A 23,436-nucleotide genomic window follows, 5' to 3' on the forward strand; every position below is an offset into this window, starting at 1 on the left:
AATGGGCAAGGCAAAAACCGAACGCCGGCTGAAGGACAATGAGGCGCAGGCAGTTGCGCGCACGCTCCGTGTCAGCCCGCAGAAGCTCAACCTGGTCGCGGCTTCGATCCGTGGCAAGAAGGTTGATCGTGCTCTCGCAGAGCTGGAATTCTCGCGCAAGCGCATCGCTGGCGCCGTGAAGAAGACTCTTGAATCTGCGATCGCCAATGCAGAAAACAACCACGATCTCGACGTTGACTCGCTGGTCGTAGCGGAAGCTTACGTCGGCAAGTCGATCGTCATGAAGCGTTTTCACGCTCGTGGCCGCGGTCGCGCGTCTCGTATCGAGCGTCCGTTCGCGCACCTGACGATCGTCGTCCGTGAAGTTGAAGCTCAAGGGGAGGCCGCATAATGGGTCAGAAAATCAATCCGATCGGTTTTCGTCTCGGCATCAACCGCACTTGGGATAGCCGCTGGTTTGCGGACAATGCCGAGTATGGCCAGCTCCTCCACGAAGATCTGAAGATGCGCAAGTTCGTCATGAACGAACTGAAGCAGGCCGGTATCTCCAAGGTGGTCATCGAGCGTCCGCACAAGAAGTGCCGCGTTACGATCCACTCGGCTCGTCCGGGCCTGATCATCGGCAAGAAGGGCGCTGACATCGACAAGCTCCGCAAGAAGCTGTCGGACATGACGAATTCCGAAACGCACCTCAACATCGTTGAAGTGCGCAAGCCGGAAATCGACGCGACGCTGGTCGCCCAGTCGATCGCTCAGCAGCTGGAACGCCGTGTTGCTTTCCGTCGCGCCATGAAGCGCGCCGTTCAGTCCGCGATGCGTCTTGGCGCCGAAGGCATCAAGATCACCTGCGCCGGCCGTCTCGGCGGCGCGGAAATCGCTCGTACGGAATGGTACCGCGAAGGCCGCGTGCCGCTGCATACGCTGCGCGCCGACATCGACTACGGTACGGCTGAAGCAGAAACCGCTTTCGGCATCTGCGGCATCAAGGTCTGGATCTTCAAGGGCGAAATCCTTGAACACGATCCGATGGCCTCCGAACGCCGCGCAATGGAAGGCGACGCCCAGGGTCCGGCTAGCCGCGATCGCGATAGAGACCGTCGCCGCGACAACGCTTGATAGCGTGCGTGGCAGATAAGTTCGGAGAATAGAGAAATGTTGCAGCCAAAGCGTACGAAGTACCGTAAGCAATTCAAGGGTCGCATCAAGGGCGTCGCCAAGGGTGGGTCTGACCTTGCGTTCGGTGAATTCGGTCTGAAGTCGCAGGAGCCTAACCGCGTCAACGCTCGCGAAATCGAAGCGGCTCGCCGCGCGATCACGCGCTACATGAAGCGTGCCGGCCGTGTATGGATCCGCGTGTTCCCGGATGTTCCGGTAACCAAAAAGCCTACCGAAGTCCGCATGGGTAAAGGTAAGGGCTCCGTCGAATACTGGGCATGCAAGGTCAAGCCCGGCCGTATGATGTTCGAGATCGATGGTGTGAGCGAGGAAATCGCTCGTGAGGCATTGCGCCTCGGCTCTGCCAAGCTCTCGGTCAAGACGCGCTTCGTGCAGCGCATTGCAGAGTAAGGAAGAAGCTCATGAAAGCCGCAGATGTTCGCGCCCTGAGCGCCGACCAACTCAAGGACGAGCTTGCCAAGCTGAAGAAGGAACAGTTCAACCTGCGCTTTCAGAAGGCAACCGGCCAGCTTGAAAAGTCCTCGCGCATCAACGAAGTCCGCAAGGACATCGCCCGCGTGAAAACCATTGCCCGCCAGAAGGCGGCAGAAGCAAAGGCCTAAAGGAAAAATAACATGCCGAAGCGCATTCTGCAGGGCGTCGTGGTCAGCGACAAGAACGAGAAGACGGTAGTTGTCCGCGTTGAGCGTCGTTTCGCTCACCCGCTGCTTCAGAAGACCGTTCGTCGTTCCAAGAAGTACAAGGCCCACGACGAAAACAATCAGTACAAGGTCGGCGACGCCGTTTCCATCGAGGAATGCGCACCGATCTCCAAGGACAAGACCTGGACGGTCGTTTCCGCCCAGTCCAAGTAACAGAATTTCGCTCAGGCCCTTGCGCTTGGGCGAAATATCTGTATGAAGCACGAGCTTGGAAGCAGGACGCTCGAGTACGAGCGTTCTTTTGCTTTGTTGATGGCCGGCGAAGATGACCCTGGTGGTTCCGAGCGCTGGAGAAATCAGACAAGAGACTAGTCCATAAGCCGGGGTAGGGGGTCGGTTGGCCCAACCATTCCGGTAACAACAAGAAGGCGACCTGACATGATTCAGATGCAAACAAACCTCGACGTGGCGGATAATTCCGGCGCACGTCGTGTCATGTGCATCAAGGTGCTGGGCGGCTCGAAGCGCAAGTATGCCTCGATCGGCGACATCATCGTCGTTTCGATCAAGGAAGCTATCCCGCGCGGCCGTGTGAAGAAAGGTGACGTGATGAAGGCGGTTGTCGTTCGTACCGCCAAGGACATCCGTCGTCCGGATGGCAGCGTCATCCGCTTCGATACCAACGCAGCAGTCCTCATCGACAACAAGAAAGAGCCGATCGGCACCCGTATCTTCGGACCGGTTCCGCGCGAACTTCGCGCCAAGAACCACATGAAGATCATCTCGCTGGCTCCAGAAGTACTGTAAGGAGCGGAGCGATGCAAAAGATCCGTAAAGGCGACAAGGTTGTCGTATTGGCCGGCAAGGACAAGGGCCGTACCGGCGAAGTCATTCAAGTGCTGCCGAAGGAAGACCGCGCGGTCGTCCGTGGCGTCAACGTCATCAAGCGCCATCAGCGCCAGACGCAGACCCAGGAAGCTGGCATTATCAGCAAGGAAGCCTCGCTTCACCTGTCCAACATTGCGATCGTCGACAGGCACGGTAAGCCGACCCGCGTCGGTTTCAAGGTTGTAGAAGGCAAGAAGGTCCGTGTGGCCAAGACCTCGGGAGAAGTGATCGATGGCTGAGGCAAAGTACGAGCCGCGGCTCAAGAAGGAATACGTTGCTCGCATCCGTGCAGCCATGCAGGAGAAGTTCCCCTACGCTAACGAGATGCAGATCCCGAAGCTGGACAAGATCGTGATCAACATGGGCGTTGGCGAAGCGACGGCTGATTCGAAGAAGCCGACCGTTGCTGCTGCCGACCTGGCGGCCATCGCTGGCCAGAAGCCGGTCATCACCCACGCGCGCAACTCCATCGCTGGCTTCAAGGTCCGCGAAAACATGCCGATCGGCGCCAAGGTGACGCTGCGCGGCGCCCGCATGTATGAGTTCCTGGATCGTCTGGTCAACATCGCGCTTCCGCGCGTTCGCGACTTCCGCGGCCTGAACCCGAAGAGCTTTGACGGTCGTGGCAATTTCGCCATGGGCATCAAGGAACACATTGTGTTCCCTGAGATCAACTACGACAAGGTTGATCAGATGTGGGGCATGGACATCATCGTTTGCACGACGGCGACGACAGACGACGAAGCACGGGCTCTTCTGACAGAGTTCAACTTCCCGTTCCGTCAATAACCGTAACGACGAGCGTAGAAAAGGAACCTAAATATGGCGAAGACAAGCGCAGTTGAAAAGAACAAGCGCCGCCGCAATACGGTTGCCACTCAATCCGCAAAGCGGGCTGCTCTGAAGGCAATCATCATGAACCAGTCTCTCTCGATCGAAGACCGGTTCAAGGCCACTCTGAAGCTGGCATCGCTCCCGCGCGATGGATCGAAGACCCGTATTCGCAACCGTTGCGAAGTGTCTGGCCGTCCGCGCGCCTACTACCGCAAACTGCGCATGTCGCGTATCGCGCTGCGTGAACTCGGCAATCTCGGCAAGGTGCCGGGCATCGTCAAGTCCAGCTGGTAAGGAGCAGAATAGATGACCATGACTGATCCTTTGGGCGATATGCTCACCCGCATCCGTAACGGTGCTTCGCGCCGCAAGTCGTCGGTTTCGACGCCTGCGTCCAAGCTCCGTGCACGCGTCCTCGATGTTCTGCAGGCTGAAGGCTACATCCGTGGCTACTCCGTCGTCGATTTCGGCAACGGCAAGTCCGAGCTCAACATTGAGCTGAAGTACTACGAAGGCTCGTCGGTGATCCGTGAGATCGGCCGCGTGTCCAAGCCGGGCCGCCGAGTTTATGTCTCGGTCAAGTCCATTCCGCAGGTCGCGAACGGTCTCGGCATCACCATCCTTTCGACTCCGAAGGGTGTGATGGCCGATCACCAGGCTCGTGAACAGAATGTTGGTGGTGAGGTTCTCTGCTCGGTCTTCTAAGATCGAACAGGGATCTCCTTCGAAACAGACAGGTTTGAAAAATGTCTCGTATCGGTAAGAAGCCCGTTCAGGTACCTGCAGGGATCACGGCCACGGTTGATGGCCAAAAAGTGACCGCCAAGGGCCCCAAGGGCGAGCTGTTTTTCGTCGCTAACGACGAAATCGGTCTCAAGCTGGAAAACAATGCAATCGTCGTGACGCCGCTCAACGACACCAAGGATGCTCGCGCAAAGTGGGGCATGTCCCGCACGATGATCGAGAACATCCTCAAGGGTGTTAAGGACGGCTACGAGCGCAAGCTCGAAATCAACGGCGTCGGCTACCGTGCCTCCATGCAGGGCAAGAACCTGCAGCTCGCGCTCGGCTTCAGCCACGACGTGGTTTATGAGCCGCCGCAGGGTATCTCGATCGCTGTGCCGAAGCCGACGGAAATCGTCGTCACCGGCATCAACAAGCAGCAGGTCGGCCAGGTTGCCGCTGAAATCCGCGAATACCGCGGTCCGGAGCCCTACAAGGGCAAGGGTGTTAAGTATGCCGAAGAGCGGATCGTCCGCAAAGAAGGCAAGAAGAAGTAAGGATCACGCGAAATGGCTAGCAGGAAAGAAACACTTGCACGTCGTGCCAACCGCGTGCGTCGTCAAATCAAGTCGGTGGCCAATGGTCGTCCGCGCCTGTCGGTTCATCGCTCGTCGAAGAACATCTACGTTCAGGTCATCGATGATGTGGCCGGCAAGACCCTCGCGGCTGCCTCCACCCTCGACAAGGATCTGCGCGGTTCTCTGAAGACCGGTGCCGATACCGCCGCCGCCGCCCTCGTTGGCAAGCTCGTCGCCGAGCGTGCCTCCAAGGCAGGCGTCAAGGAAGTCGTGTTCGATCGCGGCGCCTTCATCTACCACGGCCGTATCAAGGCCCTGGCTGAAGCAGCCCGCGAAGGCGGTCTGTCCTTCTGATCAAGTTTCTGGTCGGCAGCTCTCGGGCGCCGGCCGGATGTTCACCGGGCCGCAAGCTTCCCTTTAGGGGGAGGGCATGCGGTCTTTGTTGTTTGCCGATTGCACCCGGAAAAGAAAAAGGAAGAGGACAATGGCACAGGAAAAGAGGGGCTCGCGGGATGACCGGCAGAGCCGTGAAGAGCGCGATAGCGAATTCGTCGACAAGCTGGTCGCGATCAACCGCGTCGCCAAGGTTGTAAAGGGCGGCCGCCGTTTCGGTTTCGCCGCTCTCGTCGTTGTCGGTGACCAGAAGGGCCGCGTAGGCTTTGGTCATGGCAAGGCACGCGAAGTGCCGGAAGCCATCCGCAAGGCTACCGAAAGCGCCAAGCGCGACCTGATCTTCGTACCGCTGCGCGACGGCCGTACGCTGCATCACGACGTTCATGGCCGTCATGGTGCAGGTAAGGTTCTGCTGCGTTCGGCCAAGGTCGGTACCGGTATCATCGCCGGCGGCCCGATGCGCGCCGTCTTCGAAACGCTCGGCGTTCATGACGTCGTTGCCAAGTCGACCGGTTCCTCGAACCCGTACAACATGGTTCGCGCCACGTTCGACGCCCTGAAGCACCAGGTTCACCCGAAGGACATCGCAGCTCAGCGCGGCATCAAGTATGCCACCCTGCAGGCTCGCCGCGCCGCTTCGGGCAACGCCTCCGAAGAATAAGGGAGTTTGACCTATGGCCAAGACGACCAAGAAGGCTGAAGCTAAGGCGACCGTTACGGTCGAACAGATTGGCAGCCCGATCCGCCGTCCGGACGTTCAGCAGAAGACGCTGATCGGTCTCGGACTGAACAAGATGCACCGTCGCCGCACGCTGGAAGATACTCCGGCTGTTCGTGGCATGATCCGTGCTGTCCAGCATCTCGTTCGCGTTGTCGGCGAGAAGTGAGCCGGAGGTAAATCGTTATGAAACTGAATGAGATCAAGGATAACGAAGGCTCGACCCATAGCCGCAAGCGCCTCGGCCGCGGCATCGGCTCCGGCTCCGGCAAGACCGGTGGCCGTGGTGTGAAGGGTCAGAAGTCCCGTTCGGGCGTTGCGATCAACGGCTTCGAAGGTGGTCAGATGCCCATCTATCGTCGCCTGCCGAAGCGCGGCTTCAATAATATCTTCGCCTCCGACTACGTTGTCGTATCGCTGGCTCGCATCCAGGCTGCCGTCGATGCTGGCAAGCTCGATGCCAAGAAGACTGTCGATGCTGCTGCCCTCAAGGCTGCCGGCGTGATTCGCCGCGTCAAGGATGGTGTTCGCGTTCTTTCGGACGGCGAACTGAAGGCGAAGCTTGCCCTCGAAGTTGCGGGCGCTTCCAAGCCGGCGGTTGAAAAGATCGAGAAGGCCGGCGGCTCCATCAAGCTGCTTGCTTCTGCCGCAGAAGCTCCTGCCGCAGAATAATATTATCAAAGATCGCCCGAGGTGCTTCACTTCGGGCGATTTTTCTCCCATATGTGAGCCTCACGAACCTGAACGACGCGGCGGTGTCTTTCCGGTTGACAACGGGAACCAAGGGTGAGGCGCCCGATTGCATGGCAATCCGTCCGAAGCCCGAATTTTGAACAATTTACTTACTGATTCCGGACCCGGCCGATTATGCCGGAATTGGTAGTGCGGAGATTTGCATGGCTTCTGCAGCGGAACAATTGGCGTCCAATCTCAATTTCTCGACCTTTGCCAAGGCTGAGGATCTCAAGAAGCGCTTGTGGTTTACGCTCGGCGCTCTCCTCGTCTATCGACTCGGCACCCACATTCCGCTTCCTGGCCTCAATCCTGCCGCTTACGCCCAGGCTTTCCAGAATCAGTCGGGCGGCATTCTTGGCCTCTTCAACATGTTCTCGGGCGGCGCCGTACAGCGCATGGCGATCTTCGCGCTCGGCATCATGCCTTATATTTCGGCCTCGATCATCGTTCAGCTGATGACCTCGGTCGTTCCCTCGCTCGAAAACCTGAAGAAGGAAGGCGAGCAGGGCCGCAAGATCATCAACCAGTACACCCGCTACGGCACGGTGCTGCTCGGCGCATTGCAGGCCTATGGCATTGCGATCGGCCTGGAGCACGGCAACGGCGTCGTGGTGGACCCGGGCTGGTTCTTCCGTATTTCCACCGTCATTACGCTGCTCGGCGGCACGATGTTCCTGATGTGGCTTGGTGAGCAGGTGACGTCGCGCGGTATCGGCAACGGTATCTCGCTGATCATCTTCGCCGGTATCGCTGCAGGTCTTCCGACCGCGCTCGCCGGCACTCTTGAACTCGGCCGCACCGGCGCGCTTTCCACGCCCCTTATTCTCGCGGTGCTGGTCGTTGCCATTCTGGTCATTGCGCTCATCGTTTTCGTCGAGCGTGCGCAGCGTCGCCTGCTGATTCAGTATCCGAAACGCCAGGTCGGTACACGCATGTTCCAGGGCGATACGTCGCACCTGCCGCTGAAGCTCAACACCTCGGGTGTTATCCCGGCGATCTTCGCGTCGTCGCTGCTCTTGCTGCCGGCAACCGTCGCCGGTCTCGGCAACAATACGGCGCTTCCGACCTGGGTGACGTCGATCGTCGCCGCGCTTGGCCATGGCCAGCCGGTCTACATGGTGTTCTACGGCGCCCTGATCGCCTTCTTCGCCTTCTTCTACACCGCGCTCGTCTTCAATCCGAAGGACACGGCCGACAATCTGAAGAAGCATGGCGGCTTCATTCCGGGCATTCGTCCCGGTGAGCGCACTGCCGAATATATCGATTACGTGCTGACCCGCATCACGGTCATCGGCGCGATCTATCTTGTCTTCGTCTGCATCCTGCCCGAAATTCTCGTATCCCAGACAGGTATTCCGTTGTCTCTGGGTGGCACTTCGCTTCTGATCGTGGTTAGCGTAACGCTGGATACGGTGGCGCAGATTCAGGGTCACCTGATCGCACAGCAATATGAAGGCCTGATCAAGAAATCGAAGTTGCGTGGAGGAAAGAGGGGGCGATGAGACTCATACTTTTAGGGCCGCCGGGAGCAGGTAAGGGGACCCAGGCCCAGCGTATCGTGGAAAAGTACGGCATCCCGCAGCTTTCCACAGGCGATATGCTGAGGGCTGCGGTGGCTGCCGGGACTGAAGTTGGCAAGCGCGCCAAGGCCGTCATGGACGCCGGCAAGCTTGTTTCCGATGAGATCGTCAACGCTATCGTCTCCGAACGTATCGACCAGCCGGATTGCGCCAGAGGCTTCATCCTCGATGGTTTCCCGCGCACGCTGGTGCAGGCGGATGCTACGGAGCGGATGCTGAAGTCGAAGGGGTTGGATCTCTCGGTCGTCATTGAACTCAAGGTCGATGATGCCGAATTGATTCGCCGCGTTTCCGGCCGTTATTCCTGCTCGAATTGCGGCAGCGTCTATCACGACACTGATAAGGTTCCGGCAACGGCCGGCGTCTGCGACAAATGCGGCTCGACCCACTTCAAGCGCCGCCCTGACGACAATGCCGAAACCATGGCGACTCGCCTCCAGGTCTATTACAAGGAGACGTCGCCGCTGATCGGTTACTACTATGCGAAGGGCAAGTTGCAGAGCATCGACGGCATGGCCGATATCGAGCATGTGACCGAAAGCATAGAGGCTATCCTGGCTAAGCTTTAGATAGCCTAAAATAAACTTGCCGGAGCGGTTGCTTTTTTGCGCCGATTCCGCTAAACACCGCGCCAACTCGCGACATGCTATGCGATCGGCGCGGATTTCCAACGGGAAGTCCGGGTACGGTCGTTTTGACATGTGGCGGATGCACATTGAACAAGCAGCTCCCGGGCTGCATAACAAAACCCTTTGCTAAGGCAAAAGGAATGCAAGGAGAACAGGCGTGGCTCGTATCGCTGGCGTCAACATCCCGACTGCAAAGCGCGTAGTTATTGCGCTTCGCTATATTCACGGGATCGGACCGAAGTTTGCTCAGGAAATCTGCGACAAGGTTGGTATTCCGGCCGAGCGTCGCGTCCATCAACTGACGGATGCTGAAGTTCTGCAGATCCGTGAAGCCATCGACCGTGACTACCAGGTCGAAGGTGATCTGCGTCGCGACACCGCGATGAACATCAAGCGTCTGATGGACCTGGGTTCTTACCGCGGCCTGCGTCATCGTCGCGGCCTGCCGGTTCGCGGCCAGCGCACCCACACCAATGCCCGCACCCGCAAGGGTCCGGCAAAGGCGATCGCTGGTAAGAAGAAGTAATTTCCGGGAAACCGGGATGGGGAGGCTGGCGGTCCGCCGGCCTCTTTTGAGTTTGGAGCGGCGCCCCGTGGGCGTTGCTTCGGTGGAGCCGCTGGCATTACGGCGGTGCAGAGATCCAAGAAAGGACTACCATGGCCAAGGAAGCCGTACGCGTTCGCCGTCGCGAGCGTAAAAATATTTCGTCTGGCGTCGCACACGTCAACTCGACCTTCAACAACACGATGATCACCATCACCGACGCGCAGGGCAACGCTATTGCCTGGTCGTCCGCTGGTGCCAAGGGCTTCAAGGGTTCGCGCAAGTCGACCCCGTTCGCTGCCCAGATCGCTGCCGAAGACTGCGCCAAGAAGGCTCAGGAACATGGCATGAAGTCGCTGGAAGTCGAAGTTTGCGGTCCGGGTTCCGGTCGCGAATCCGCTCTGCGCGCGCTCCAGGCTGCCGGTTTCATGATCACGTCCATCCGCGACGTGACGCCGATCCCGCACAATGGTTGCCGCCCGCGCAAGAAGCGTCGCGTCTGATCATCGCCACTCTCGACACTGGCCGGGGCAGATGCGTCCGGCCCGGTGTTTCTCAAGCTCGGTTGTCACGATTGGATGGTGACAACGAACGGAAGGCAAAAACATGATTCAGAAAAACTGGCAGGAACTGATCAAGCCCAACAAGGTCGAGTTCACCTCGAGCGGCCGTACCAAGGCAACGCTCGTGGCCGAACCGCTGGAGCGTGGCTTCGGTCTTACCCTCGGCAACGCGCTGCGTCGCGTTCTGCTGTCTTCTCTGCGCGGCGCCGCTGTGACGGCCGTGCAGATCGACGGCGTGCTGCACGAGTTCTCCTCTATCCCGGGCGTCCGGGAAGATGTGACGGACATCGTGCTGAACATCAAGGAAATCGCCATCAAGATGGATGGCGATGATGCCAAGCGCATGGTTGTCCGCAAGCAGGGCCCAGGCGTTGTAACGGCTGGCGATATTCAGACGGTCGGCGATATCGAAATCCTCAACCCCGAGCATGTCATCTGCACGCTCGACGAGGGCGCCGAAATCCGCATGGAATTCACCGTCAACAACGGCAAGGGCTATGTCCCGGCCGAGCGCAATCGTGCGGAAGATGCTCCGATCGGTCTCATTCCGGTCGACAGCCTTTATTCGCCGGTCAAGAAGGTGTCCTACAAGGTTGAAAATACCCGTGAAGGACAGGTTCTCGACTACGACAAGCTGAGCATGTCGCTCGAAACCGATGGTTCGATCAGCGGTGAAGATGCCGTCGCTTTCGCGGCTCGCATCCTGCAGGATCAGCTTGGCGTGTTCGTCAACTTCGACGAGCCGCAGAAGGAAACCGAAGAGGAAGCAGTTACCGAACTCGCTTTCAATCCGGCTCTCCTCAAGAAGGTGGACGAACTGGAACTGTCCGTTCGCTCGGCAAATTGCCTGAAGAACGACAACATCGTCTACATCGGCGACCTCATTCAGAAGACCGAAGCAGAAATGCTCCGCACGCCGAATTTTGGTCGCAAGTCGCTGAACGAAATCAAGGAAGTTCTCGCTTCCATGGGCCTGCACCTCGGCATGGAAGTGCCGGCATGGCCGCCCGAGAACATCGAAGATCTCGCCAAGCGTTACGAAGACCAATACTAACGTTTCAAACGGCAGGCGATCGATGCCTGCAAGTGAAGGAGAATAGCCATGCGCCACGGTAAAGCCGGCCGCAAGCTGAATAGAACCGCCAGCCACCGTAAGGCGATGTTCGCCAACATGGCGGCTTCGCTCATCACCCATGAGCAGATCGTCACCACGCTCCCGAAGGCGAAGGAAATTCGTCCGATCGTCGAGAAGCTGGTAACCCTCGGCAAGCGCGGTGATCTGCACGCTCGTCGTCAGGCCATCTCGCAGATCCGCGATGCAGCCGTCGTTTCGAAGCTCTTCGACGCGATCGCAACGCGCTACGCCACCCGCAACGGCGGCTACCTGCGTATCATGAAGGCTGGCTTCCGCCAGGGCGACAATGCCGCTCTCGCAGTTGTCGAATTCGTCGATCGCGACGTCAATGCCAAGGGCGCAGCCGACAAGGCTCGCGTTGCCGCTGAAGAAGAAGCCGCAGCCGCTTAAGGCCAGCTTTGGACTAGAGATTGAAGGCCGGATGAGAAATCATCCGGCCTTTTCTCGTTTGTGGATCTCGGAAGCGGCCTTTCATTCCTCACCAGCACCAGGGAATATCGACATTCTCAAGCCGGGTCGTTTATCGATTTGCGCATCCATCTGTGAAGGGCTTAGCCAGGCATGCAGCGGAAATTGACGCGCAGGAGAACAGGTTTGCCTCTGGCGCTGCTGCTAACCATAGCCTGCGGCCTTGCGCTCAGGCGGTTCGGATATGCCGTGCATCTGCCCTTCGAGGTCGTGAAATATGGTGGCTCGATCTTGTGGGGAGCCATGGTCTACTGGTTGCTTGCGACGGTCTTTGCCGGGACGCCTCGGTTCCGGATCAGCTTGGCGGCAGTCGTCGTCGCCGTGCTTGTCGAGCTTTTCAGGCTTTGGCATACGCCGGCGCTGGATGCGTTTCGATTGACCACGGCGGGGGCTCTGCTGCTGGGGCGAGTGTTTTCGCCCTGGAACATTCTGACCTATGTTACCGGTATCGCGGCGGCTTTGGCACTGGATTGGGTGCTATCGAGGTGGAAGCGCTTGGTCTGACGCCTGACCTTCATTCCGCGGCCACTACCAGCCGCCGTTGCGGCTCGTCGCCAATTGTTTGCGGTCTCGATCATTCTGCCGTTTGGCCATCAATATTCTCATAGCTGCATTTCCCATTTCAGATGGCGCTTTGGATCATAATAATTTGAATCCTAATTAGTTTAGTGCTAATGGATTCCTATGAAATCGTCAAACGCGCTGCAGCGCCTCTTCACCGCCAATCTGCTGACCACCGGACGCCAATGGCGCCGGGTCGTCGATCTCGCGCTGAGCTCCTATGGCATATCCGAGGCCGCGGCCGCCCCGCTGCTTTGGATCGGTCGTCTGGGAGGAGGCGTGCGGCAGGTGGTTCTCGCCACCTATGTCGGCATCGAAGGACCGTCTCTGGTCCGCCTGCTCGATCAGCTCGAAAGCATGGACCTCGTCATCCGCAAGGATGATCCGACGGATCGGCGCGCGAAAGGCCTGTGGCTGACGGCTGAAGGCGAGATGCTTGCCTCCCGCATGGAGGACGCCCTCGACGAGCTGCGTGGCAAGATCCTCGCCAATGTCGACCCGGCGGATATCGAGGCTGCTGTTCGCGTTCTCAAGGCTTTCGAGGAATTCGAATCGCCGAAGACTGGCGATGCCGAGCCGGAGCGGGAGAAGGTTCTATGAGCGTTCCGTCCTGGCGCGACTGGCTGTTTTCGGTCAAAGCCTTCATTGCAGCGATCATGGCGCTGTTCATCGCGCTGTCGCTGGATCTGCCGCGTCCCTATTGGGCGATGGCCGCCGTCTATGTGGTCGCTAATCCTCTTGCTGGCGCAACCAGCTCCAAGGGGCTCTATCGTGCTCTCGGTACGCTCATCGGTGCCACTGCGTCGGTGATCCTCGTTCCGCTCTTCGTCAATGCGCCGGAGCTGCTCTCCGTCGTCGTCGCGCTGTGGACCGGCACCTTGCTGTTCATCTCGATGCTTGACCGTACCTCGCGCAGCTATGTCTTCATGCTGGCCGGCTATTCGCTGCCGCTCATCGCGCTGCCGACCGTCGGCGCGCCGGCAACCGTATTCGATGTGGCGCTTGCCCGTTCCGAGGAGATCATCATCGGCATCGTCTGCGCGAGCGTCGTCAGCGCCATCGTCTTTCCGAGCAGCGTCGGCACGGTACTCGGCAAGCGCATAAGCTCCTGGCTGGATGACGCCGGCACGTGGGCGGATGAGATCCTGCGCGGCGAGGGCGCTTCTCCCGCAACTCCCTTGAAACGCCAGAAGCTTGCCGCCGACGTTTCCGGGCTCGATCTCGTCATCAGCCAGCTGCGTTATGATGCGGGCAGCCGCGATATCGTCAGGCATTCGCGCGAGCTGCGCGGCCGTCTGCTGATGTTGCTGCCGCTCTTCTCGTCTCTCGCCGATCGCCTGCATGCGCTGAAAGCCGGCGGAAAGCTGCTGCCGCCGCCGCTTGTCGCCGTTTTGAACGAGGTGGCCGATTGGCTCGAGCAGGGCGGTCGCGGCAAGGCCGACGATACCGCCGATGCGCTGTCGAGAAAAATCGAGGAATTGCAGCAGAACGACATCGATCTCGGCTGGGACGATCTCGTCCGGTCGAGCGCTCTCGATCGCCTCAAGGAAATCGTCGATCTCTGGCAGGACTGCCTGACGCTGCGCGACCAGATCATCTCCGGCCAGCAGGTCGGCACATGGCGCCCCGCCGTTCGTCACCGCAATGTCGTTGGTCACATCAGGCACTATGACTATGGCCTGCTTGCCTTCTCGGCCGGCGCGGTTGTCGTTGGCATCGCCGTCGCCTGCTTCTTCTGGATCTATTCCGGATGGGAGGATGGCGCGGGCTTCGTCACCATGGCCGCGGTAGCCTGTTCGTTTTTCGCCTCGCTCGATCGTCCCGCACCCTTCATCACTTCGATGTTCGTCTGGTGCGCCATGAGCCTGGTCATCGCCTGCGTCTACATCTTCGGCATATTGCCGTCGATCTCCGGCTTCGAAATGCTGGTGCTGGTCTTTGCGCCGCCCTTCCTGGTGATGGGCCTGTTGATCCCGCGCCCGCAGACCAACATGCTCGCCATGCTGCTGGCGGTGAACGGAGCAACCTTCATCGCGCTGCAGGACCGCTATACGGCCGATTTCGCCAGCTTCGCCAACAGCGCGGTCGGGGCTCTCGCGGGTGTCGGCTTCGCTCTGGTCTGGACCTTGCTCACCCGTCCGTTCGGGGCCGAACTTGCCGCCTGGCGGCTGGTGAGGGCCGGCTGGACCGATCTTGCCGAAACTGCGGCCGGCATCCGCCGCGCCGATCACGAGCGCCTGTCCGGCCGCATTCTGGATCGTCTCGGCCAGCTCGTACCCCGCCTTGCTGGCATCGAGGATCGCGAGCTGAAGAAGGTCGACGGCTATGCCGACGTTCGTCTCGGCTTCAACGTGCTGATGCTGCAGAAGGAGCGTGGCCAGCTAAAGCCCGCCGCGGCGGCATCCGTCAGCGAAGTGCTGATCGGCGTTTCGGATTTCTATCGCTCGCGGCTGAAGGCCAAGCGCGCCATCGATCCCTCCGACGATCTGCGCATGTCGATCGACCGTGGCCTCGAGGCGGTCGCACAGGAAAAGCGGCATTCCGGCCGGGCGAGCCTTGATGCGCTTGTCGGCCTTCGCCGGGCGCTCTTCCCGCATGCCGAGCCGCCGGCGAGCTGGCGACCGCCCGTATCGGACATAACCCAACCACATTCCATTGCCGCCGAGTAATATCATGCCCGCAGAATTCGATCTTTATGGCGTCTACATCCCCCGCCTTCTCGTTCTCATGCTCGTGACGCTGTTTGCCGTCATCGTCCTTCGACGCCTGCTCGCATGGATCGGAGCCTATACTCTGGTCTGGCATCGCGGTCTCTTCGATCTCGCGCTTTACGTCCTGCTGCTCGGCGCCGTCTCCTCCGTTTCTCGTTGGTACTTCACATGAACGCGTTAAAACTCATCGGCCGCGTGGCCGTCACTCTCATCTTCGTCGTTGCCGCCGTCTATGTCGGCCGCCAGCTCTGGGGTCACTATATGGATGAGCCGTGGACGCGCGATGCGCGTCTCAGGGCCGATGTCGTCGGCATCGCGCCTGACGTCTCCGGTCTCGTGAGCGAGGTCCTCGTCAAGGATAACCAGATCGTCAAGAAAGGCGATGTTCTTTTCCGCGTCGATCGGGATCGCTTTGCCATCGCTCTCGAGCAGGCGGATGCAGCCCTTGCAAGCAGCAAAGCCGCTCTCGATCAGGCCCGCCGCGAAAGCCAGCGGCAGGCTCGCCTCGGCGATGCCGCCTCCCTGCAGCAGAAGGAGCAGGCGCTGACCACCGTGCAGCAGGATGAAGCCGCTCTTCGTCAGGCGACCGCCAATCGCGAGCTCGCTCAGCTGAACCTCGACCGTTCCGAGGTCCGCGCCACCGTCAACGGCACGATCTCGAACCTCAGCCTGCGCCCGGGCGATTATGTTTCGGCCGGCACTGCCAAGGTGGCGCTGATCGATACCGATTCCCTGCGTGTGGAGGGCTATTTCGAAGAAACCAAGCTGCCGCGCATCCATGTCGGCGATGAGGTCTTCATCCACCTGATGGGGCAGGCCGAGAAGCTGACCGGCCATGTCGAAAGCATCGCCTACGGCATCGAGGATCGCGAACGCACCTCCGGCAGCCTGCTTGCCAACATCACGCCGACCTTCAGCTGGGTGCGCCTGGCGCAGCGCGTGCCGGTGCGCATCGCGCTCGACAAGGTGCCCGACGGCACGAAGCTGATTGCCGGCCTGACAGCGACCGTCGAGGTGCAGGAGCAGGACCAGGCGAACATCGCCAGCGCCGCGGAATGACTGTCTTCTAGAGCGGTTCAGCTTTTCACGGAATCGCAGAACCGCTCTATCTCTTTGTTTCTCCGCAATTCCGGACGGAAAATCGCTGCGCACTTTTCCTGGAATTGCTTTAAAAAAGAGCAGGGCGGCCGAATTCAGGCCGCTCTGGAGCTGGAAGCAACGGCCGGCCTGCGTGCGGCCCGGCGCTTCTCCATCATGATCGGCCTGTAGGATCTGTAGAGGATCATGGCGATCAGTAGGCCGATATAGATATATTGCTCCAGTGACAGCACCTTTGTCGACAGGGCGAAGTGCAGGGCACCGCAGGCGGCGATGATATAGACCAGGCGATGCAGCCAGATCCATTTCTTGCCGAGACGTTTGATCGAGAAATTGTTCGAGGTCACGGCAAGTGCCAGCAGCATGACGAGCCCCGCCATGCCGAACATGATGAAGGGCCGCTTCAGCACGTCGTCGATGACGGCCTGCACATCCAGCGCCTGATCGAGGACCATATAGACGGTCAGGTGCATCAGCACATAATAGAAACAGAGTAGGCCGAGCGCGCGGCGATAGCGCAGATAATTCCAGCCGAAGAGATCGCGAAGCGGCGTGACCGCAAGCGTCAGCAGCAGGAAACGGATCGCCCATAGTCCCAGGAAAAGCTCGAAGGTCTTGACGGCATCGGCGCCGAGCTGGTCCGTCGCGCCGAGATAGAATTCCCATGCGGCCGGCAAAAGTCCGACAAAATAGAGCGCCCAGACTGAGGCGGATTGCCAGCGCTTGGGGAGGGCGAAGGACATGGCCATCAGAAATTCACCCTGAGATCCATGCCGCTATAAAGGTTGGCGACCTGATCGGCATAGCCGTTGAAGGGCAGGGTGGGATGACGATTGGAGCCGAAGAAGCCGCCTTCGCCGATGCGCCGTTCGGTCGCCTGGCTCCATCGCGGATGATCGACGGCCGGATTGACGTTGGCGTAGAAGCCATATTCCTGGCTGTTGGTCGCCTGCCAGGTATTCAGCGGCTGTTTGTCGGTGAGCGTGATGCGGACGATCGACTTGATGCCCTTGAAGCCATATTTCCAGGGTACGACGAGCCGGATCGGCGCGCCGTTCTGGTTCGGCAGGGTCTCGCCGTAGAGGCCGACGGCAAGCAGCGTCAGCGGGTTGCGCGCCTCGTCCAGGCGCAGTCCCTCGACATAGGGCCAGTTCAGGGATTGCAAGAGGCCCGATTGCCCCGGCATCTCGGCCGGCCGGACGATTGTTTCGAAAGCGACGAATTTGGCGCTGCCCTGCGGTTCCACCTTATCGAGCAAGGCGGAGAGCTGGAAGCCGTCCCAGGGGATCACCATCGACCAGGCTTCGACGCAGCGCATGCGATAGACGCGCTCTTCCGGGGGGAATTCCTTGATCAGAGCGTCGATGTCGAAGGTGCCGGGCTTGTTGACCATGCCGTCTACCTTGACGGTCCAGGGCCGCGGCTTGAACTTGCCGGAGAGATTGGCGGGGTCGGATTTGTCGAGGCCGAATTCGTAGAAATTGTTGTAGGTGGTGACGTCCTTGATCGGCGTCAGCTTCTCGTTGACCGTATAATTGCTCTTGGTCGCCGCCAGCGCTTCGGCCATCGCAGCCTTGCCGCCGATGGCCGCCATGCCCATGCCGGCGGCCGCCGCCGTCAGGACGCCGCGGCGCTTGAGATAGATCGAGCGGGGTGTGATTTCGGAAGATGCGATTTTGGGCGGACGATAGGCGGCCATGGAACAGTTCCTCTATGCGCTAGCAGCTTCGATATAAGCGATACGCAGCGGATGCAGATTTTATTACACTCTTAGGCCGGCATTTCTTTGGAAGTGAAAGCAACTTTTTGTGTGCGCTTGCGATCGGGCCGTTTCATTCCCAACTCTGGTCGTACGACTTGTTCGCCCGGACGTGGCCTTGCTTGGCAGCGTACCGGATTCGCTTGAGTTGATAGTGACAGTATCGCACGATTGGATTAGGACAATTCCAAAAAGCGGAGTTGCCGGCGTCCTTTTCGGCTCGAAACCGTGGGCTATGCCGACGCCGCGCAAATTCCAGGATGACGAGGAAGAAACACCATGCCAGCTTATCGTTCCAGAACCACCACCCACGGCCGCAACATGGCCGGCGCGCGCGGCCTTTGGCGTGCGACGGGTATGAAGGACAGCGATTTCGGCAAGCCCATTATTGCGGTGGTCAACTCCTTCACCCAGTTCGTGCCCGGCCACGTTCACCTCAAGGATCTTGGTCAGCTCGTCGCGCGCGAGATCGAGGCGGCTGGCGGCGTTGCAAAGGAATTCAATACCATCGCCGTCGACGACGGCATCGCCATGGGTCATGACGGTATGCTCTATTCGCTGCCGTCGCGCGAGCTGATCGCCGACAGCGTCGAATACATGGTCAACGCCCATTGCGCCGACGCCATGGTCTGCATCTCCAACTGCGACAAGATCACCCCCGGTATGCTGATGGCCTCGCTGCGCCTGAACATCCCGACCGTCTTCGTCTCCGGCGGCCCGATGGAAGCCGGCAAGGTCGTCCTGCATGGCAAGAAGGTTGCCCTCGATCTCGTCGACGCCATGGTCGCCGCGGCCGACGACAAGATCAGTGACGAGGACGTTCAGGTCATCGAGCGTTCGGCCTGTCCGACCTGCGGTTCGTGCTCGGGCATGTTCACGGCCAATTCGATGAACTGCCTGACCGAGGCACTCGGCCTGTCGCTGCCGGGCAACGGCTCGACGCTTGCCACCCATGCCGACCGCAAGGAACTTTTCCTCGAGGCTGGGCGCCGTGTCGTCGCTCTCGCGAAGCGTTATTACGAGCAGGACGATGTAACGGCGCTGCCGCGGACAATCGCCAGCAAGGGTGCATTCGAGAATGCCATGGCGCTCGACATCGCCATGGGCGGCTCGACCAACACCGTGCTGCATATCCTCGCGGCAGCCCACGAGGGCGAGATCGATTTCACCATGGATGACATCGACCGCCTGTCGCGACGTGTTCCCTGCCTTTCCAAGGTGGCGCCTGCCAAGGCCGACGTTCACATGGAAGATGTGCATCGCGCCGGCGGCATCATGGCGATCCTCGGCGAGTTGAACCGCGCCGGACTGTTGAACGTCGATCTGCCGACCGTCCATGCCCCGACGTTGGGCGAGGCGCTAGCGCAATGGGATATTGCCGTCACCGACAACAAGGCGGCTCTGGAGCTGTTCAGCGCTGCCCCCGGCGGTATCCCGACGCAGGTTGCCTTCAGCCAGAGCGCGCGCTGGGAAGAGCTTGATCTCGATCGCGAAAAGGGTGTCATCCGCGATGCCCAGCATCCCTTCTCCAAGGATGGCGGTCTCGCCGTCTTGAAGGGCAATCTGGCGCTCGATGGCTGCATCGTGAAGACGGCCGGCGTCGATGAATCGATCCTGAAGTTCTCCGGCCCGGCCAAGGTCTTCGAAAGCCAGGACGCTGCCGTCAAGGGCATCCTCAGCAACGAGGTCAAGGCCGGCGACGTCGTCGTCATCCGCTACGAAGGCCCGAAGGGCGGCCCCGGTATGCAGGAAATGCTCTATCCGACGAGCTATCTGAAGTCGAAGGGTCTGGGCAAAGCTTGCGCTTTGATCACCGATGGACGCTTCTCCGGCGGCACCTCGGGCCTCTCTATCGGCCACGCCTCGCCGGAAGCGGCAAACGGGGGCACGATCGGCCTGGTACGCGAAGGCGACATGATCGACATCGACATCCCCAACCGCACGATCAGCCTGCGCGTCGACGACAAGGAACTTGCCGCTCGCCGCGAAGCTCAGAATGTTAAGGGTTGGCACCCGGCTGAAGCACGCAAGCGTAACGTCACCACGGCGTTGAAGGCCTATGCCGCGTTTGCCACGAGTGCGGACCGCGGCGCCGTTCGCGATTTGGGCGGGAAATAATAAAGCACCTTCGCCCCGCGCAGCGGGGAGAAGGTGGACTCGAACGGTCGAGCGGAGCTCGGCCGCGAGAGGACGGATGAGGGGCTTTTGGAGATTTGCCGCGGCGGAGGAGTGTGCCTGTCCCCGCGCTTGCCCCTCACCCTAACCCTTTCCCCGCAGGCGGGGAGAGGGGACTTGTGCGGCAAAGCCCTCAACGTCATCGCAAAGCAGCTTCTACAGCGGCCGATTGATCTGCTTGTACGCGTCGTTCAGCTCCTTCAGGCGATCTTGATAGGACGAAGTCAGGCAAGCGACATCGGCGCCGCAGGCCTGCCGTTTCTTCAGCCATTCGGTCTGCTGGTCCTGCATCGTTCCGCGCGCGCCCATGGCGAGAAGGCCGGAGAGCAGGTCGAAGGTCGTCACCATCTTAACGTCGGCATCGTTGAGCGCCCGTACCTCGCATATGGTCTTTTCGTCCGGCTTCAGGTTCTGCGCCTCGCAATCAAAGCTGGCGGCGTGGGAGGTGCCGGCCATGCCCAGCGAGATGAGGAAGGTAGCGGCGGCAAGATGGTTCGATCGCATGTTTGGTTCCCTTTGACGATTCCCAACTCCAAATGCATGACAACATGTTTTTGTTCGGCGAGCCTGTTTTTTATCGTTGCCAGCGTCCATTTATGCTTCATGCTTCCGCCCTCTTTTCTTTCTAGCGTCGGGCGCTACAACGTTGTTTAAAGAGAATTAAAAAGGGAAATTTCCATGCATGTCCTCCTGAAGCGCACTGCCGTTTCGATGATTGCCCTCGTCATGGCGATGCCGCTTTCCGCTGAGGCTCAGACGGCAAAGACACTGCCGGAAAGCCAGACGCAGATGCAGCTTTCCTTCGCCCCGCTGGTCAAGCAGACGGCGGGTGCTGTCGTGAATGTCTATGCCGAGCGCGTCGTTCAGCGTCAGTCCCCCTTTGCTGGCGATCCCTTCTTCGAGCAGTTTTTCGGCCAGCGCATGCCGAATCGCACCGAGAAGCAGTCTTCGCTGGGCTCGGGCGTCATCGTGGAGGCGAACGGCACTGTTATCACCAACAACCACGTCGTCGATGGCGCCGACGACATCAAGATCGCGCTTTCGGACGGCCGCGAATTTCCCTGCAAGGTCGTGCTGAAGGACGATCGTGTCGATCTCGCCGTGTTGAAGATCCAGTCGAAGAACGAGAGCTTCCCGGTTCTGCCGCTTGGCAATTCCGATGGCATTGAAGTCGGCGATCTCGTGCTCGCGATCGGCAATCCCTTCGGTGTCGGACAGACGGTGACGAGCGGCATCGTCTCTGCGCTCGCCCGCAACCAGGTGAAGAACGAGGTCGGCTTCTTCATCCAGACCGATGCCTCGATCAACCCCGGCAATTCCGGCGGCGCGCTTGTCAACATGACCGGCGAATTGATCGGGCTCAATACGGCGATCTTCTCCCAGGGCGGCGGCTCCAACGGTATCGGCTTTGCCATCCCCGCCAATCTGGTCAAGGTCTTCCTTGCCGCGGCCGACCGTGGCGACAAGTCCTTCGAGCGGCCCTATATCGGCGCCACTTTCGAGCCGGTGACATCCGATGTCGCCGAAGCTCTGGGCCTGGACAAGGTGCGCGGCGCGCTGGTGACCAAGGTGGTCGATGGCGGACCGGCGGCCAAGGCCGGCCTCAAGCCAGGCGAGGTGATTACGGCGTTGAACAATATCTCCATCGAGCATCCCGATGCGCTCGGCTATCGCCTGACGACGGCGGGCCTCGGCGCGACCGTGTCGCTGACCGTGCTCGATAACGGCAAGGAACATCAGACCACGATGACGCTTGCCGCGGCGCCTGAATCCATCCCGCGCGACGAGCGGGTGATCGAGGGCAACAATCCCTTCTCTGGCGCGACCGTTGCCAATCTCTCGCCGCGCGTCGCCGATGATCTGCATCTGCCGCCGGATTCCACGGGCGTCGTCATCGAAAGCCTGAAGCAGAACTCGCCGGCCGATCGGCTGGGATTTGCCGCGCGCGATATCGTTATCTCCATCAATGGGGTGGCGATCAATACGACTGAGGTCCTCCAGCGGACCGTGACCTCCAATCCAAGCTTCTGGCGCGTCGAGATCGAGCGCGACGGCCAGCGCATCCGGCAGTTCTTCCGATGAGCAATGACCTGTTTGCACCGCGGATTCCGGAAGAGGTCGCCAACAAGCGGCCTCTCGCCGATCGTCTGCGGCCGCAAACATTGGCCGAAGTCACCGGCCAGGCACATCTGACCGGCGAGGACGGCGTTCTGCGCCGAATGATCGAGGCGGGGTCGCTGGGATCGATGATCTTCTGGGGACCTCCAGGCACCGGCAAGACGACGGTTGCACGGCTGCTTTCGGGCGAGGCGGGTCTCGCCTTCGAGCAGATTTCGGCGATCTTCTCCGGCGTTGCTGATCTGAAAAAGGTGTTCGAGGCGGCACGTCTGCGCCGCATGGATGGCCGCCAGACCCTGCTGTTCGTCGATGAGATCCATCGCTTCAATCGCGCTCAGCAGGATAGCTTCCTGCCCGTGATGGAAGACGGCACGGTTATTCTTGTGGGAGCGACGACGGAAAATCCGTCTTTCGAACTCAACGCCGCTCTTCTCTCCCGCGCCCGTGTGCTGACATTCCGCTCACATGACGAGGAGAGCCTGGAGGAACTGCTGCGCCGAGCCGAAACGGTGGAAGGAAAGCCGCTGCCGCTGACGGACGACGCTCGTGCCAGCTTGATCCGCATGGCCGATGGCGATGGCCGCTCGGTTCTGACGCTGGCCGAAGAGGTCTGGCGCGCTGCGCGCAAGGATGAGCTTTTCGATCCCGATATGCTGGTCAAGATCGTCCAGCGCCGCGCCCCGGTCTATGACAAGGCGCAGGATGGACACTACAATCTGATATCGGCGCTGCATAAGTCGGTTCGTGGCTCCGACCCGGACGCAGCGCTCTACTATCTCGCCCGCATGTTCGACGCCGGCGAGGATCCGCTCTATCTTGGTCGCCGGCTGGTGCGCATGGCGGTCGAGGATATCGGCCTTGCAGACCCGCAGGCTCTGGTCATCTGCAATGCCGCGAAGGACGCCTATGATTACCTCGGGTCGCCGGAAGGTGAACTGGCGCTGGCACAGGCCTGCGTCTATCTCGCGACCGCGCCGAAATCGAACGCCGTCTACACCGCCTTCAAGGCAGCGACGCAGGCCGCGAAGCAGAATGGCTCGCTGCTGCCGCCAAAGCAAATCCTGAACGCGCCCACGAAGCTGATGCGCACCGAAGGCTACGGCGACGGCTATCGCTACGATCACGACGAACCGGACGCCTTTTCAGGCCAGAATTATTTTCCGGAAAAGATGGGCCGCCAGACCTTCTACGATCCGCCGGAACGCGGCTTTGAGCGCGAGATCCGCAAGCGGCTGGACTGGTGGTCGAAACTGCGCAAGGAGCGCGGCGAGCGCTAGGAAGTGTGGACAGTTATCTGATCCATAGGACGATTGCTGCGATAGTGACGACTGCGAGGTAGTTTTCGGCGGTTTTTTCGAAGCGCGTAGCGACCCTGCGGAACTGCTTGAGTCTGGAGAAGCAGCACTCGA

The 23,436-nt window shown here is 60.1% G+C and carries 32 protein-coding genes and 1 pseudogene; 29 read left to right on the plus strand and 4 right to left on the minus strand.

Annotated features, from left to right (window positions below):
* Position 1 precedes the first annotated feature (1 nt).
* The 26 genes from rplV to HGP16_RS25865 all read left to right on the plus strand — a co-directional run bounded on the left by rplV (position 2) and on the right by HGP16_RS25865 (position 15,936).
* Complete coding sequence (rplV, locus tag HGP16_RS25740) at positions 2 to 391, plus strand: 50S ribosomal protein L22 (RefSeq protein WP_004118391.1); 390 nt, start codon at positions 2 to 4, stop codon at positions 389 to 391.
* Positions 391 to 1,116 carry a 30S ribosomal protein S3 gene (gene rpsC, locus HGP16_RS25745; protein ID WP_034507390.1) on the plus strand — a complete coding sequence of 242 codons (726 nt, stop codon included), beginning with the start codon at positions 391 to 393 and terminating at the stop codon, positions 1,114 to 1,116. The genes rplV and rpsC overlap by 1 nt, the downstream gene beginning before the upstream one ends.
* A 36-nt stretch (positions 1,117 to 1,152) precedes the next feature.
* Positions 1,153 to 1,566 carry a 50S ribosomal protein L16 gene (rplP, locus tag HGP16_RS25750; RefSeq protein WP_034480417.1) on the plus strand — a complete coding sequence of 138 codons (414 nt, stop codon included), beginning with the start codon at positions 1,153 to 1,155 and terminating at the stop codon, positions 1,564 to 1,566.
* 11 nt (positions 1,567 to 1,577) lie between these two features.
* Positions 1,578 to 1,778 carry a 50S ribosomal protein L29 gene (gene rpmC / locus HGP16_RS25755; RefSeq protein WP_007690763.1) on the plus strand — a complete coding sequence of 67 codons (201 nt, stop codon included), beginning with the start codon at positions 1,578 to 1,580 and terminating at the stop codon, positions 1,776 to 1,778.
* Between the two features lie 12 nt (positions 1,779 to 1,790).
* Positions 1,791 to 2,030 carry a 30S ribosomal protein S17 gene (gene rpsQ / locus HGP16_RS25760; RefSeq protein ID WP_168842815.1) on the plus strand — a complete coding sequence of 80 codons (240 nt, stop codon included), beginning with the start codon at positions 1,791 to 1,793 and terminating at the stop codon, positions 2,028 to 2,030.
* A 225-nt stretch (positions 2,031 to 2,255) separates the two neighbouring features.
* Positions 2,256 to 2,624, plus strand: coding sequence for a 50S ribosomal protein L14 (gene rplN, locus HGP16_RS25765; RefSeq protein ID WP_012707761.1), 369 nt, complete (start codon positions 2,256 to 2,258; stop codon positions 2,622 to 2,624).
* Positions 2,625 to 2,635: 11 nt separating this feature from the next.
* Positions 2,636 to 2,944 carry a 50S ribosomal protein L24 gene (gene rplX / locus HGP16_RS25770; protein WP_168842816.1) on the plus strand — a complete coding sequence of 103 codons (309 nt, stop codon included), beginning with the start codon at positions 2,636 to 2,638 and terminating at the stop codon, positions 2,942 to 2,944.
* Positions 2,937 to 3,494 (plus strand): 50S ribosomal protein L5, encoded by a 558-nt coding sequence (gene rplE, locus HGP16_RS25775; RefSeq protein ID WP_168842817.1) that lies wholly within the window; start codon positions 2,937 to 2,939, stop codon positions 3,492 to 3,494. Before rplX ends, rplE begins: the two co-directional genes overlap by 8 nt.
* Before the next feature lie 33 nt (positions 3,495 to 3,527).
* Positions 3,528 to 3,833 (plus strand): 30S ribosomal protein S14, encoded by a 306-nt coding sequence (rpsN, locus tag HGP16_RS25780; RefSeq protein ID WP_068386075.1) that lies wholly within the window; start codon positions 3,528 to 3,530, stop codon positions 3,831 to 3,833.
* A 12-nt stretch (positions 3,834 to 3,845) separates the two neighbouring features.
* Positions 3,846 to 4,244, plus strand: coding sequence for a 30S ribosomal protein S8 (gene rpsH, locus HGP16_RS25785; RefSeq protein WP_104822788.1), 399 nt, complete (start codon positions 3,846 to 3,848; stop codon positions 4,242 to 4,244).
* A gap of 41 nt (positions 4,245 to 4,285) precedes the next feature.
* Positions 4,286 to 4,819, plus strand: a complete 534-nt coding sequence (gene rplF / locus HGP16_RS25790) for a 50S ribosomal protein L6 (protein WP_149638064.1) — start codon at positions 4,286 to 4,288, stop codon at positions 4,817 to 4,819.
* 12 nt (positions 4,820 to 4,831) lie between these two features.
* A complete protein-coding gene (gene rplR / locus HGP16_RS25795) occupies positions 4,832 to 5,194 on the plus strand; it encodes a 50S ribosomal protein L18 (protein ID WP_168842818.1) in 363 nt (120 codons plus the stop codon).
* 130 nt (positions 5,195 to 5,324) lie between these two features.
* On the plus strand, positions 5,325 to 5,894 hold the full coding sequence (gene rpsE / locus HGP16_RS25800) for a 30S ribosomal protein S5 (RefSeq protein WP_168842819.1): 570 nt from the start codon (positions 5,325 to 5,327) through the stop codon (positions 5,892 to 5,894).
* Between the two features lie 13 nt (positions 5,895 to 5,907).
* Positions 5,908 to 6,120, plus strand: a complete 213-nt coding sequence (gene rpmD / locus HGP16_RS25805) for a 50S ribosomal protein L30 (RefSeq protein ID WP_168842820.1) — start codon at positions 5,908 to 5,910, stop codon at positions 6,118 to 6,120.
* 17 nt (positions 6,121 to 6,137) lie between these two features.
* Positions 6,138 to 6,623 (plus strand): 50S ribosomal protein L15, encoded by a 486-nt coding sequence (gene rplO / locus HGP16_RS25810; RefSeq protein WP_149638067.1) that lies wholly within the window; start codon positions 6,138 to 6,140, stop codon positions 6,621 to 6,623.
* A 224-nt stretch (positions 6,624 to 6,847) separates the two neighbouring features.
* On the plus strand, positions 6,848 to 8,188 hold the full coding sequence (gene secY / locus HGP16_RS25815) for a preprotein translocase subunit SecY (protein ID WP_168842821.1): 1,341 nt from the start codon (positions 6,848 to 6,850) through the stop codon (positions 8,186 to 8,188).
* Positions 8,185 to 8,835, plus strand: coding sequence for an adenylate kinase (locus HGP16_RS25820; protein ID WP_168842822.1), 651 nt, complete (start codon positions 8,185 to 8,187; stop codon positions 8,833 to 8,835). The genes secY and HGP16_RS25820 overlap by 4 nt, the downstream gene beginning before the upstream one ends.
* Positions 8,836 to 9,052: 217 nt before the next feature.
* On the plus strand, positions 9,053 to 9,421 hold the full coding sequence (gene rpsM, locus HGP16_RS25825; protein WP_149638070.1) for a 30S ribosomal protein S13: 369 nt from the start codon (positions 9,053 to 9,055) through the stop codon (positions 9,419 to 9,421).
* A 131-nt stretch (positions 9,422 to 9,552) separates the two neighbouring features.
* Positions 9,553 to 9,942 carry a 30S ribosomal protein S11 gene (rpsK, locus tag HGP16_RS25830; RefSeq protein WP_003547577.1) on the plus strand — a complete coding sequence of 130 codons (390 nt, stop codon included), beginning with the start codon at positions 9,553 to 9,555 and terminating at the stop codon, positions 9,940 to 9,942.
* 103 nt (positions 9,943 to 10,045) lie between these two features.
* The gene (locus tag HGP16_RS25835; RefSeq protein ID WP_034507362.1) at positions 10,046 to 11,056 is read left to right on the plus strand and encodes a DNA-directed RNA polymerase subunit alpha; all 1,011 of its coding nucleotides are present in this window, start codon (positions 10,046 to 10,048) and stop codon (positions 11,054 to 11,056) included.
* Positions 11,057 to 11,104: 48 nt separating this feature from the next.
* On the plus strand, positions 11,105 to 11,527 hold the full coding sequence (gene rplQ / locus HGP16_RS25840; RefSeq protein WP_015339614.1) for a 50S ribosomal protein L17: 423 nt from the start codon (positions 11,105 to 11,107) through the stop codon (positions 11,525 to 11,527).
* 171 nt (positions 11,528 to 11,698) lie between these two features.
* A complete protein-coding gene (locus tag HGP16_RS25845; protein ID WP_168842823.1) occupies positions 11,699 to 12,109 on the plus strand; it encodes a DUF2809 domain-containing protein in 411 nt (136 codons plus the stop codon).
* Positions 12,110 to 12,289: 180 nt separating this feature from the next.
* A complete protein-coding gene (locus HGP16_RS25850; protein ID WP_168842824.1) occupies positions 12,290 to 12,766 on the plus strand; it encodes a MarR family winged helix-turn-helix transcriptional regulator in 477 nt (158 codons plus the stop codon).
* Positions 12,763 to 14,835 carry an FUSC family protein gene (locus tag HGP16_RS25855; RefSeq protein ID WP_168842825.1) on the plus strand — a complete coding sequence of 691 codons (2,073 nt, stop codon included), beginning with the start codon at positions 12,763 to 12,765 and terminating at the stop codon, positions 14,833 to 14,835. Before HGP16_RS25850 ends, HGP16_RS25855 begins: the two co-directional genes overlap by 4 nt.
* Before the next feature lie 4 nt (positions 14,836 to 14,839).
* Positions 14,840 to 15,049 (plus strand): DUF1656 domain-containing protein, encoded by a 210-nt coding sequence (locus HGP16_RS25860; RefSeq protein ID WP_112803543.1) that lies wholly within the window; start codon positions 14,840 to 14,842, stop codon positions 15,047 to 15,049.
* The gene (locus HGP16_RS25865; RefSeq protein ID WP_168842826.1) at positions 15,046 to 15,936 is read left to right on the plus strand and encodes an HlyD family secretion protein; all 891 of its coding nucleotides are present in this window, start codon (positions 15,046 to 15,048) and stop codon (positions 15,934 to 15,936) included. The genes HGP16_RS25860 and HGP16_RS25865 overlap by 4 nt, the downstream gene beginning before the upstream one ends.
* Before the next feature lie 134 nt (positions 15,937 to 16,070).
* On the opposite strand, the gene msrQ is transcribed toward HGP16_RS25865, so the two are convergent.
* The gene (gene msrQ, locus HGP16_RS25870; protein WP_409526863.1) at positions 16,071 to 16,724 is read right to left on the minus strand and encodes a protein-methionine-sulfoxide reductase heme-binding subunit MsrQ; all 654 of its coding nucleotides are present in this window, start codon (positions 16,722 to 16,724) and stop codon (positions 16,071 to 16,073) included.
* A complete protein-coding gene (msrP, locus tag HGP16_RS25875) occupies positions 16,724 to 17,674 on the minus strand; it encodes a protein-methionine-sulfoxide reductase catalytic subunit MsrP (RefSeq protein WP_168842827.1) in 951 nt (316 codons plus the stop codon). The genes msrQ and msrP overlap by 1 nt, the downstream gene beginning before the upstream one ends.
* Before the next feature lie 339 nt (positions 17,675 to 18,013).
* On the opposite strand from msrP, the gene ilvD reads away from it, so the two are divergent.
* Positions 18,014 to 19,852 carry a dihydroxy-acid dehydratase gene (ilvD, locus tag HGP16_RS25880; RefSeq protein WP_168842828.1) on the plus strand — a complete coding sequence of 613 codons (1,839 nt, stop codon included), beginning with the start codon at positions 18,014 to 18,016 and terminating at the stop codon, positions 19,850 to 19,852.
* A 213-nt stretch (positions 19,853 to 20,065) separates the two neighbouring features.
* Here ilvD and HGP16_RS25885 read toward each other — a convergent pair whose 3' ends face one another.
* Positions 20,066 to 20,413 carry a hypothetical protein gene (locus HGP16_RS25885; protein WP_168842829.1) on the minus strand — a complete coding sequence of 116 codons (348 nt, stop codon included), beginning with the start codon at positions 20,411 to 20,413 and terminating at the stop codon, positions 20,066 to 20,068.
* 174 nt (positions 20,414 to 20,587) lie between these two features.
* Between HGP16_RS25885 and HGP16_RS25890 the strand changes: the two genes are divergently transcribed.
* Positions 20,588 to 21,991 (plus strand): DegQ family serine endoprotease, encoded by a 1,404-nt coding sequence (locus HGP16_RS25890; protein ID WP_168842830.1) that lies wholly within the window; start codon positions 20,588 to 20,590, stop codon positions 21,989 to 21,991.
* On the plus strand, positions 21,988 to 23,304 hold the full coding sequence (locus HGP16_RS25895; RefSeq protein ID WP_168842831.1) for a replication-associated recombination protein A: 1,317 nt from the start codon (positions 21,988 to 21,990) through the stop codon (positions 23,302 to 23,304). The genes HGP16_RS25890 and HGP16_RS25895 overlap by 4 nt, the downstream gene beginning before the upstream one ends.
* A 13-nt stretch (positions 23,305 to 23,317) precedes the next feature.
* Here HGP16_RS25895 and HGP16_RS25900 read toward each other — a convergent pair.
* Positions 23,318 to 23,436, minus strand: a pseudogene (locus tag HGP16_RS25900) (IS5/IS1182 family transposase); the annotation flags it as partial.

This window comes from Rhizobium sp. P40RR-XXII, assembly GCF_012641405.1.
GTDB lineage: Bacteria > Pseudomonadota > Alphaproteobacteria > Rhizobiales > Rhizobiaceae > Rhizobium.

Coding starts and splice junctions, on each gene's coding strand:
- rpsQ (WP_168842815.1), top strand. CDS start 1,791: ATGCCGAAGCGCATTCTGCAGGGCGTCGTGGTCAGCGACAAGAACGAG.
- HGP16_RS25895 (WP_168842831.1), top strand. CDS start 21,988: ATGAGCAATGACCTGTTTGCACCGCGGATTCCGGAAGAGGTCGCCAAC.
- rplF (WP_149638064.1), top strand. CDS start 4,286: ATGTCTCGTATCGGTAAGAAGCCCGTTCAGGTACCTGCAGGGATCACG.
- HGP16_RS25835 (WP_034507362.1), top strand. CDS start 10,046: ATGATTCAGAAAAACTGGCAGGAACTGATCAAGCCCAACAAGGTCGAG.
- HGP16_RS25860 (WP_112803543.1), top strand. CDS start 14,840: ATGCCCGCAGAATTCGATCTTTATGGCGTCTACATCCCCCGCCTTCTC.
- rpsH (WP_104822788.1), top strand. CDS start 3,846: ATGACCATGACTGATCCTTTGGGCGATATGCTCACCCGCATCCGTAAC.
- HGP16_RS25850 (WP_168842824.1), top strand. CDS start 12,290: ATGAAATCGTCAAACGCGCTGCAGCGCCTCTTCACCGCCAATCTGCTG.
- rplO (WP_149638067.1), top strand. CDS start 6,138: ATGAAACTGAATGAGATCAAGGATAACGAAGGCTCGACCCATAGCCGC.
- ilvD (WP_168842828.1), top strand. CDS start 18,014: ATGCCAGCTTATCGTTCCAGAACCACCACCCACGGCCGCAACATGGCC.
- msrP (WP_168842827.1), bottom strand. CDS start 17,674: ATGGCCGCCTATCGTCCGCCCAAAATCGCATCTTCCGAAATCACACCC.
- rpmD (WP_168842820.1), top strand. CDS start 5,908: ATGGCCAAGACGACCAAGAAGGCTGAAGCTAAGGCGACCGTTACGGTC.
- rplR (WP_168842818.1), top strand. CDS start 4,832: ATGGCTAGCAGGAAAGAAACACTTGCACGTCGTGCCAACCGCGTGCGT.
- rplV (WP_004118391.1), top strand. CDS start 2: ATGGGCAAGGCAAAAACCGAACGCCGGCTGAAGGACAATGAGGCGCAG.
- HGP16_RS25890 (WP_168842830.1), top strand. CDS start 20,588: ATGCATGTCCTCCTGAAGCGCACTGCCGTTTCGATGATTGCCCTCGTC.
- rpsN (WP_068386075.1), top strand. CDS start 3,528: ATGGCGAAGACAAGCGCAGTTGAAAAGAACAAGCGCCGCCGCAATACG.
- rpsE (WP_168842819.1), top strand. CDS start 5,325: ATGGCACAGGAAAAGAGGGGCTCGCGGGATGACCGGCAGAGCCGTGAA.
- rplE (WP_168842817.1), top strand. CDS start 2,937: ATGGCTGAGGCAAAGTACGAGCCGCGGCTCAAGAAGGAATACGTTGCT.
- rplX (WP_168842816.1), top strand. CDS start 2,636: ATGCAAAAGATCCGTAAAGGCGACAAGGTTGTCGTATTGGCCGGCAAG.
- rpmC (WP_007690763.1), top strand. CDS start 1,578: ATGAAAGCCGCAGATGTTCGCGCCCTGAGCGCCGACCAACTCAAGGAC.
- HGP16_RS25820 (WP_168842822.1), top strand. CDS start 8,185: ATGAGACTCATACTTTTAGGGCCGCCGGGAGCAGGTAAGGGGACCCAG.
- HGP16_RS25865 (WP_168842826.1), top strand. CDS start 15,046: ATGAACGCGTTAAAACTCATCGGCCGCGTGGCCGTCACTCTCATCTTC.
- HGP16_RS25855 (WP_168842825.1), top strand. CDS start 12,763: ATGAGCGTTCCGTCCTGGCGCGACTGGCTGTTTTCGGTCAAAGCCTTC.
- secY (WP_168842821.1), top strand. CDS start 6,848: ATGGCTTCTGCAGCGGAACAATTGGCGTCCAATCTCAATTTCTCGACC.
- HGP16_RS25845 (WP_168842823.1), top strand. CDS start 11,699: ATGCAGCGGAAATTGACGCGCAGGAGAACAGGTTTGCCTCTGGCGCTG.
- rpsK (WP_003547577.1), top strand. CDS start 9,553: ATGGCCAAGGAAGCCGTACGCGTTCGCCGTCGCGAGCGTAAAAATATT.
- rplP (WP_034480417.1), top strand. CDS start 1,153: ATGTTGCAGCCAAAGCGTACGAAGTACCGTAAGCAATTCAAGGGTCGC.
- rplQ (WP_015339614.1), top strand. CDS start 11,105: ATGCGCCACGGTAAAGCCGGCCGCAAGCTGAATAGAACCGCCAGCCAC.
- rpsC (WP_034507390.1), top strand. CDS start 391: ATGGGTCAGAAAATCAATCCGATCGGTTTTCGTCTCGGCATCAACCGC.
- msrQ (WP_409526863.1), bottom strand. CDS start 16,724: ATGGCCATGTCCTTCGCCCTCCCCAAGCGCTGGCAATCCGCCTCAGTC.
- HGP16_RS25885 (WP_168842829.1), bottom strand. CDS start 20,413: ATGCGATCGAACCATCTTGCCGCCGCTACCTTCCTCATCTCGCTGGGC.
- rplN (WP_012707761.1), top strand. CDS start 2,256: ATGATTCAGATGCAAACAAACCTCGACGTGGCGGATAATTCCGGCGCA.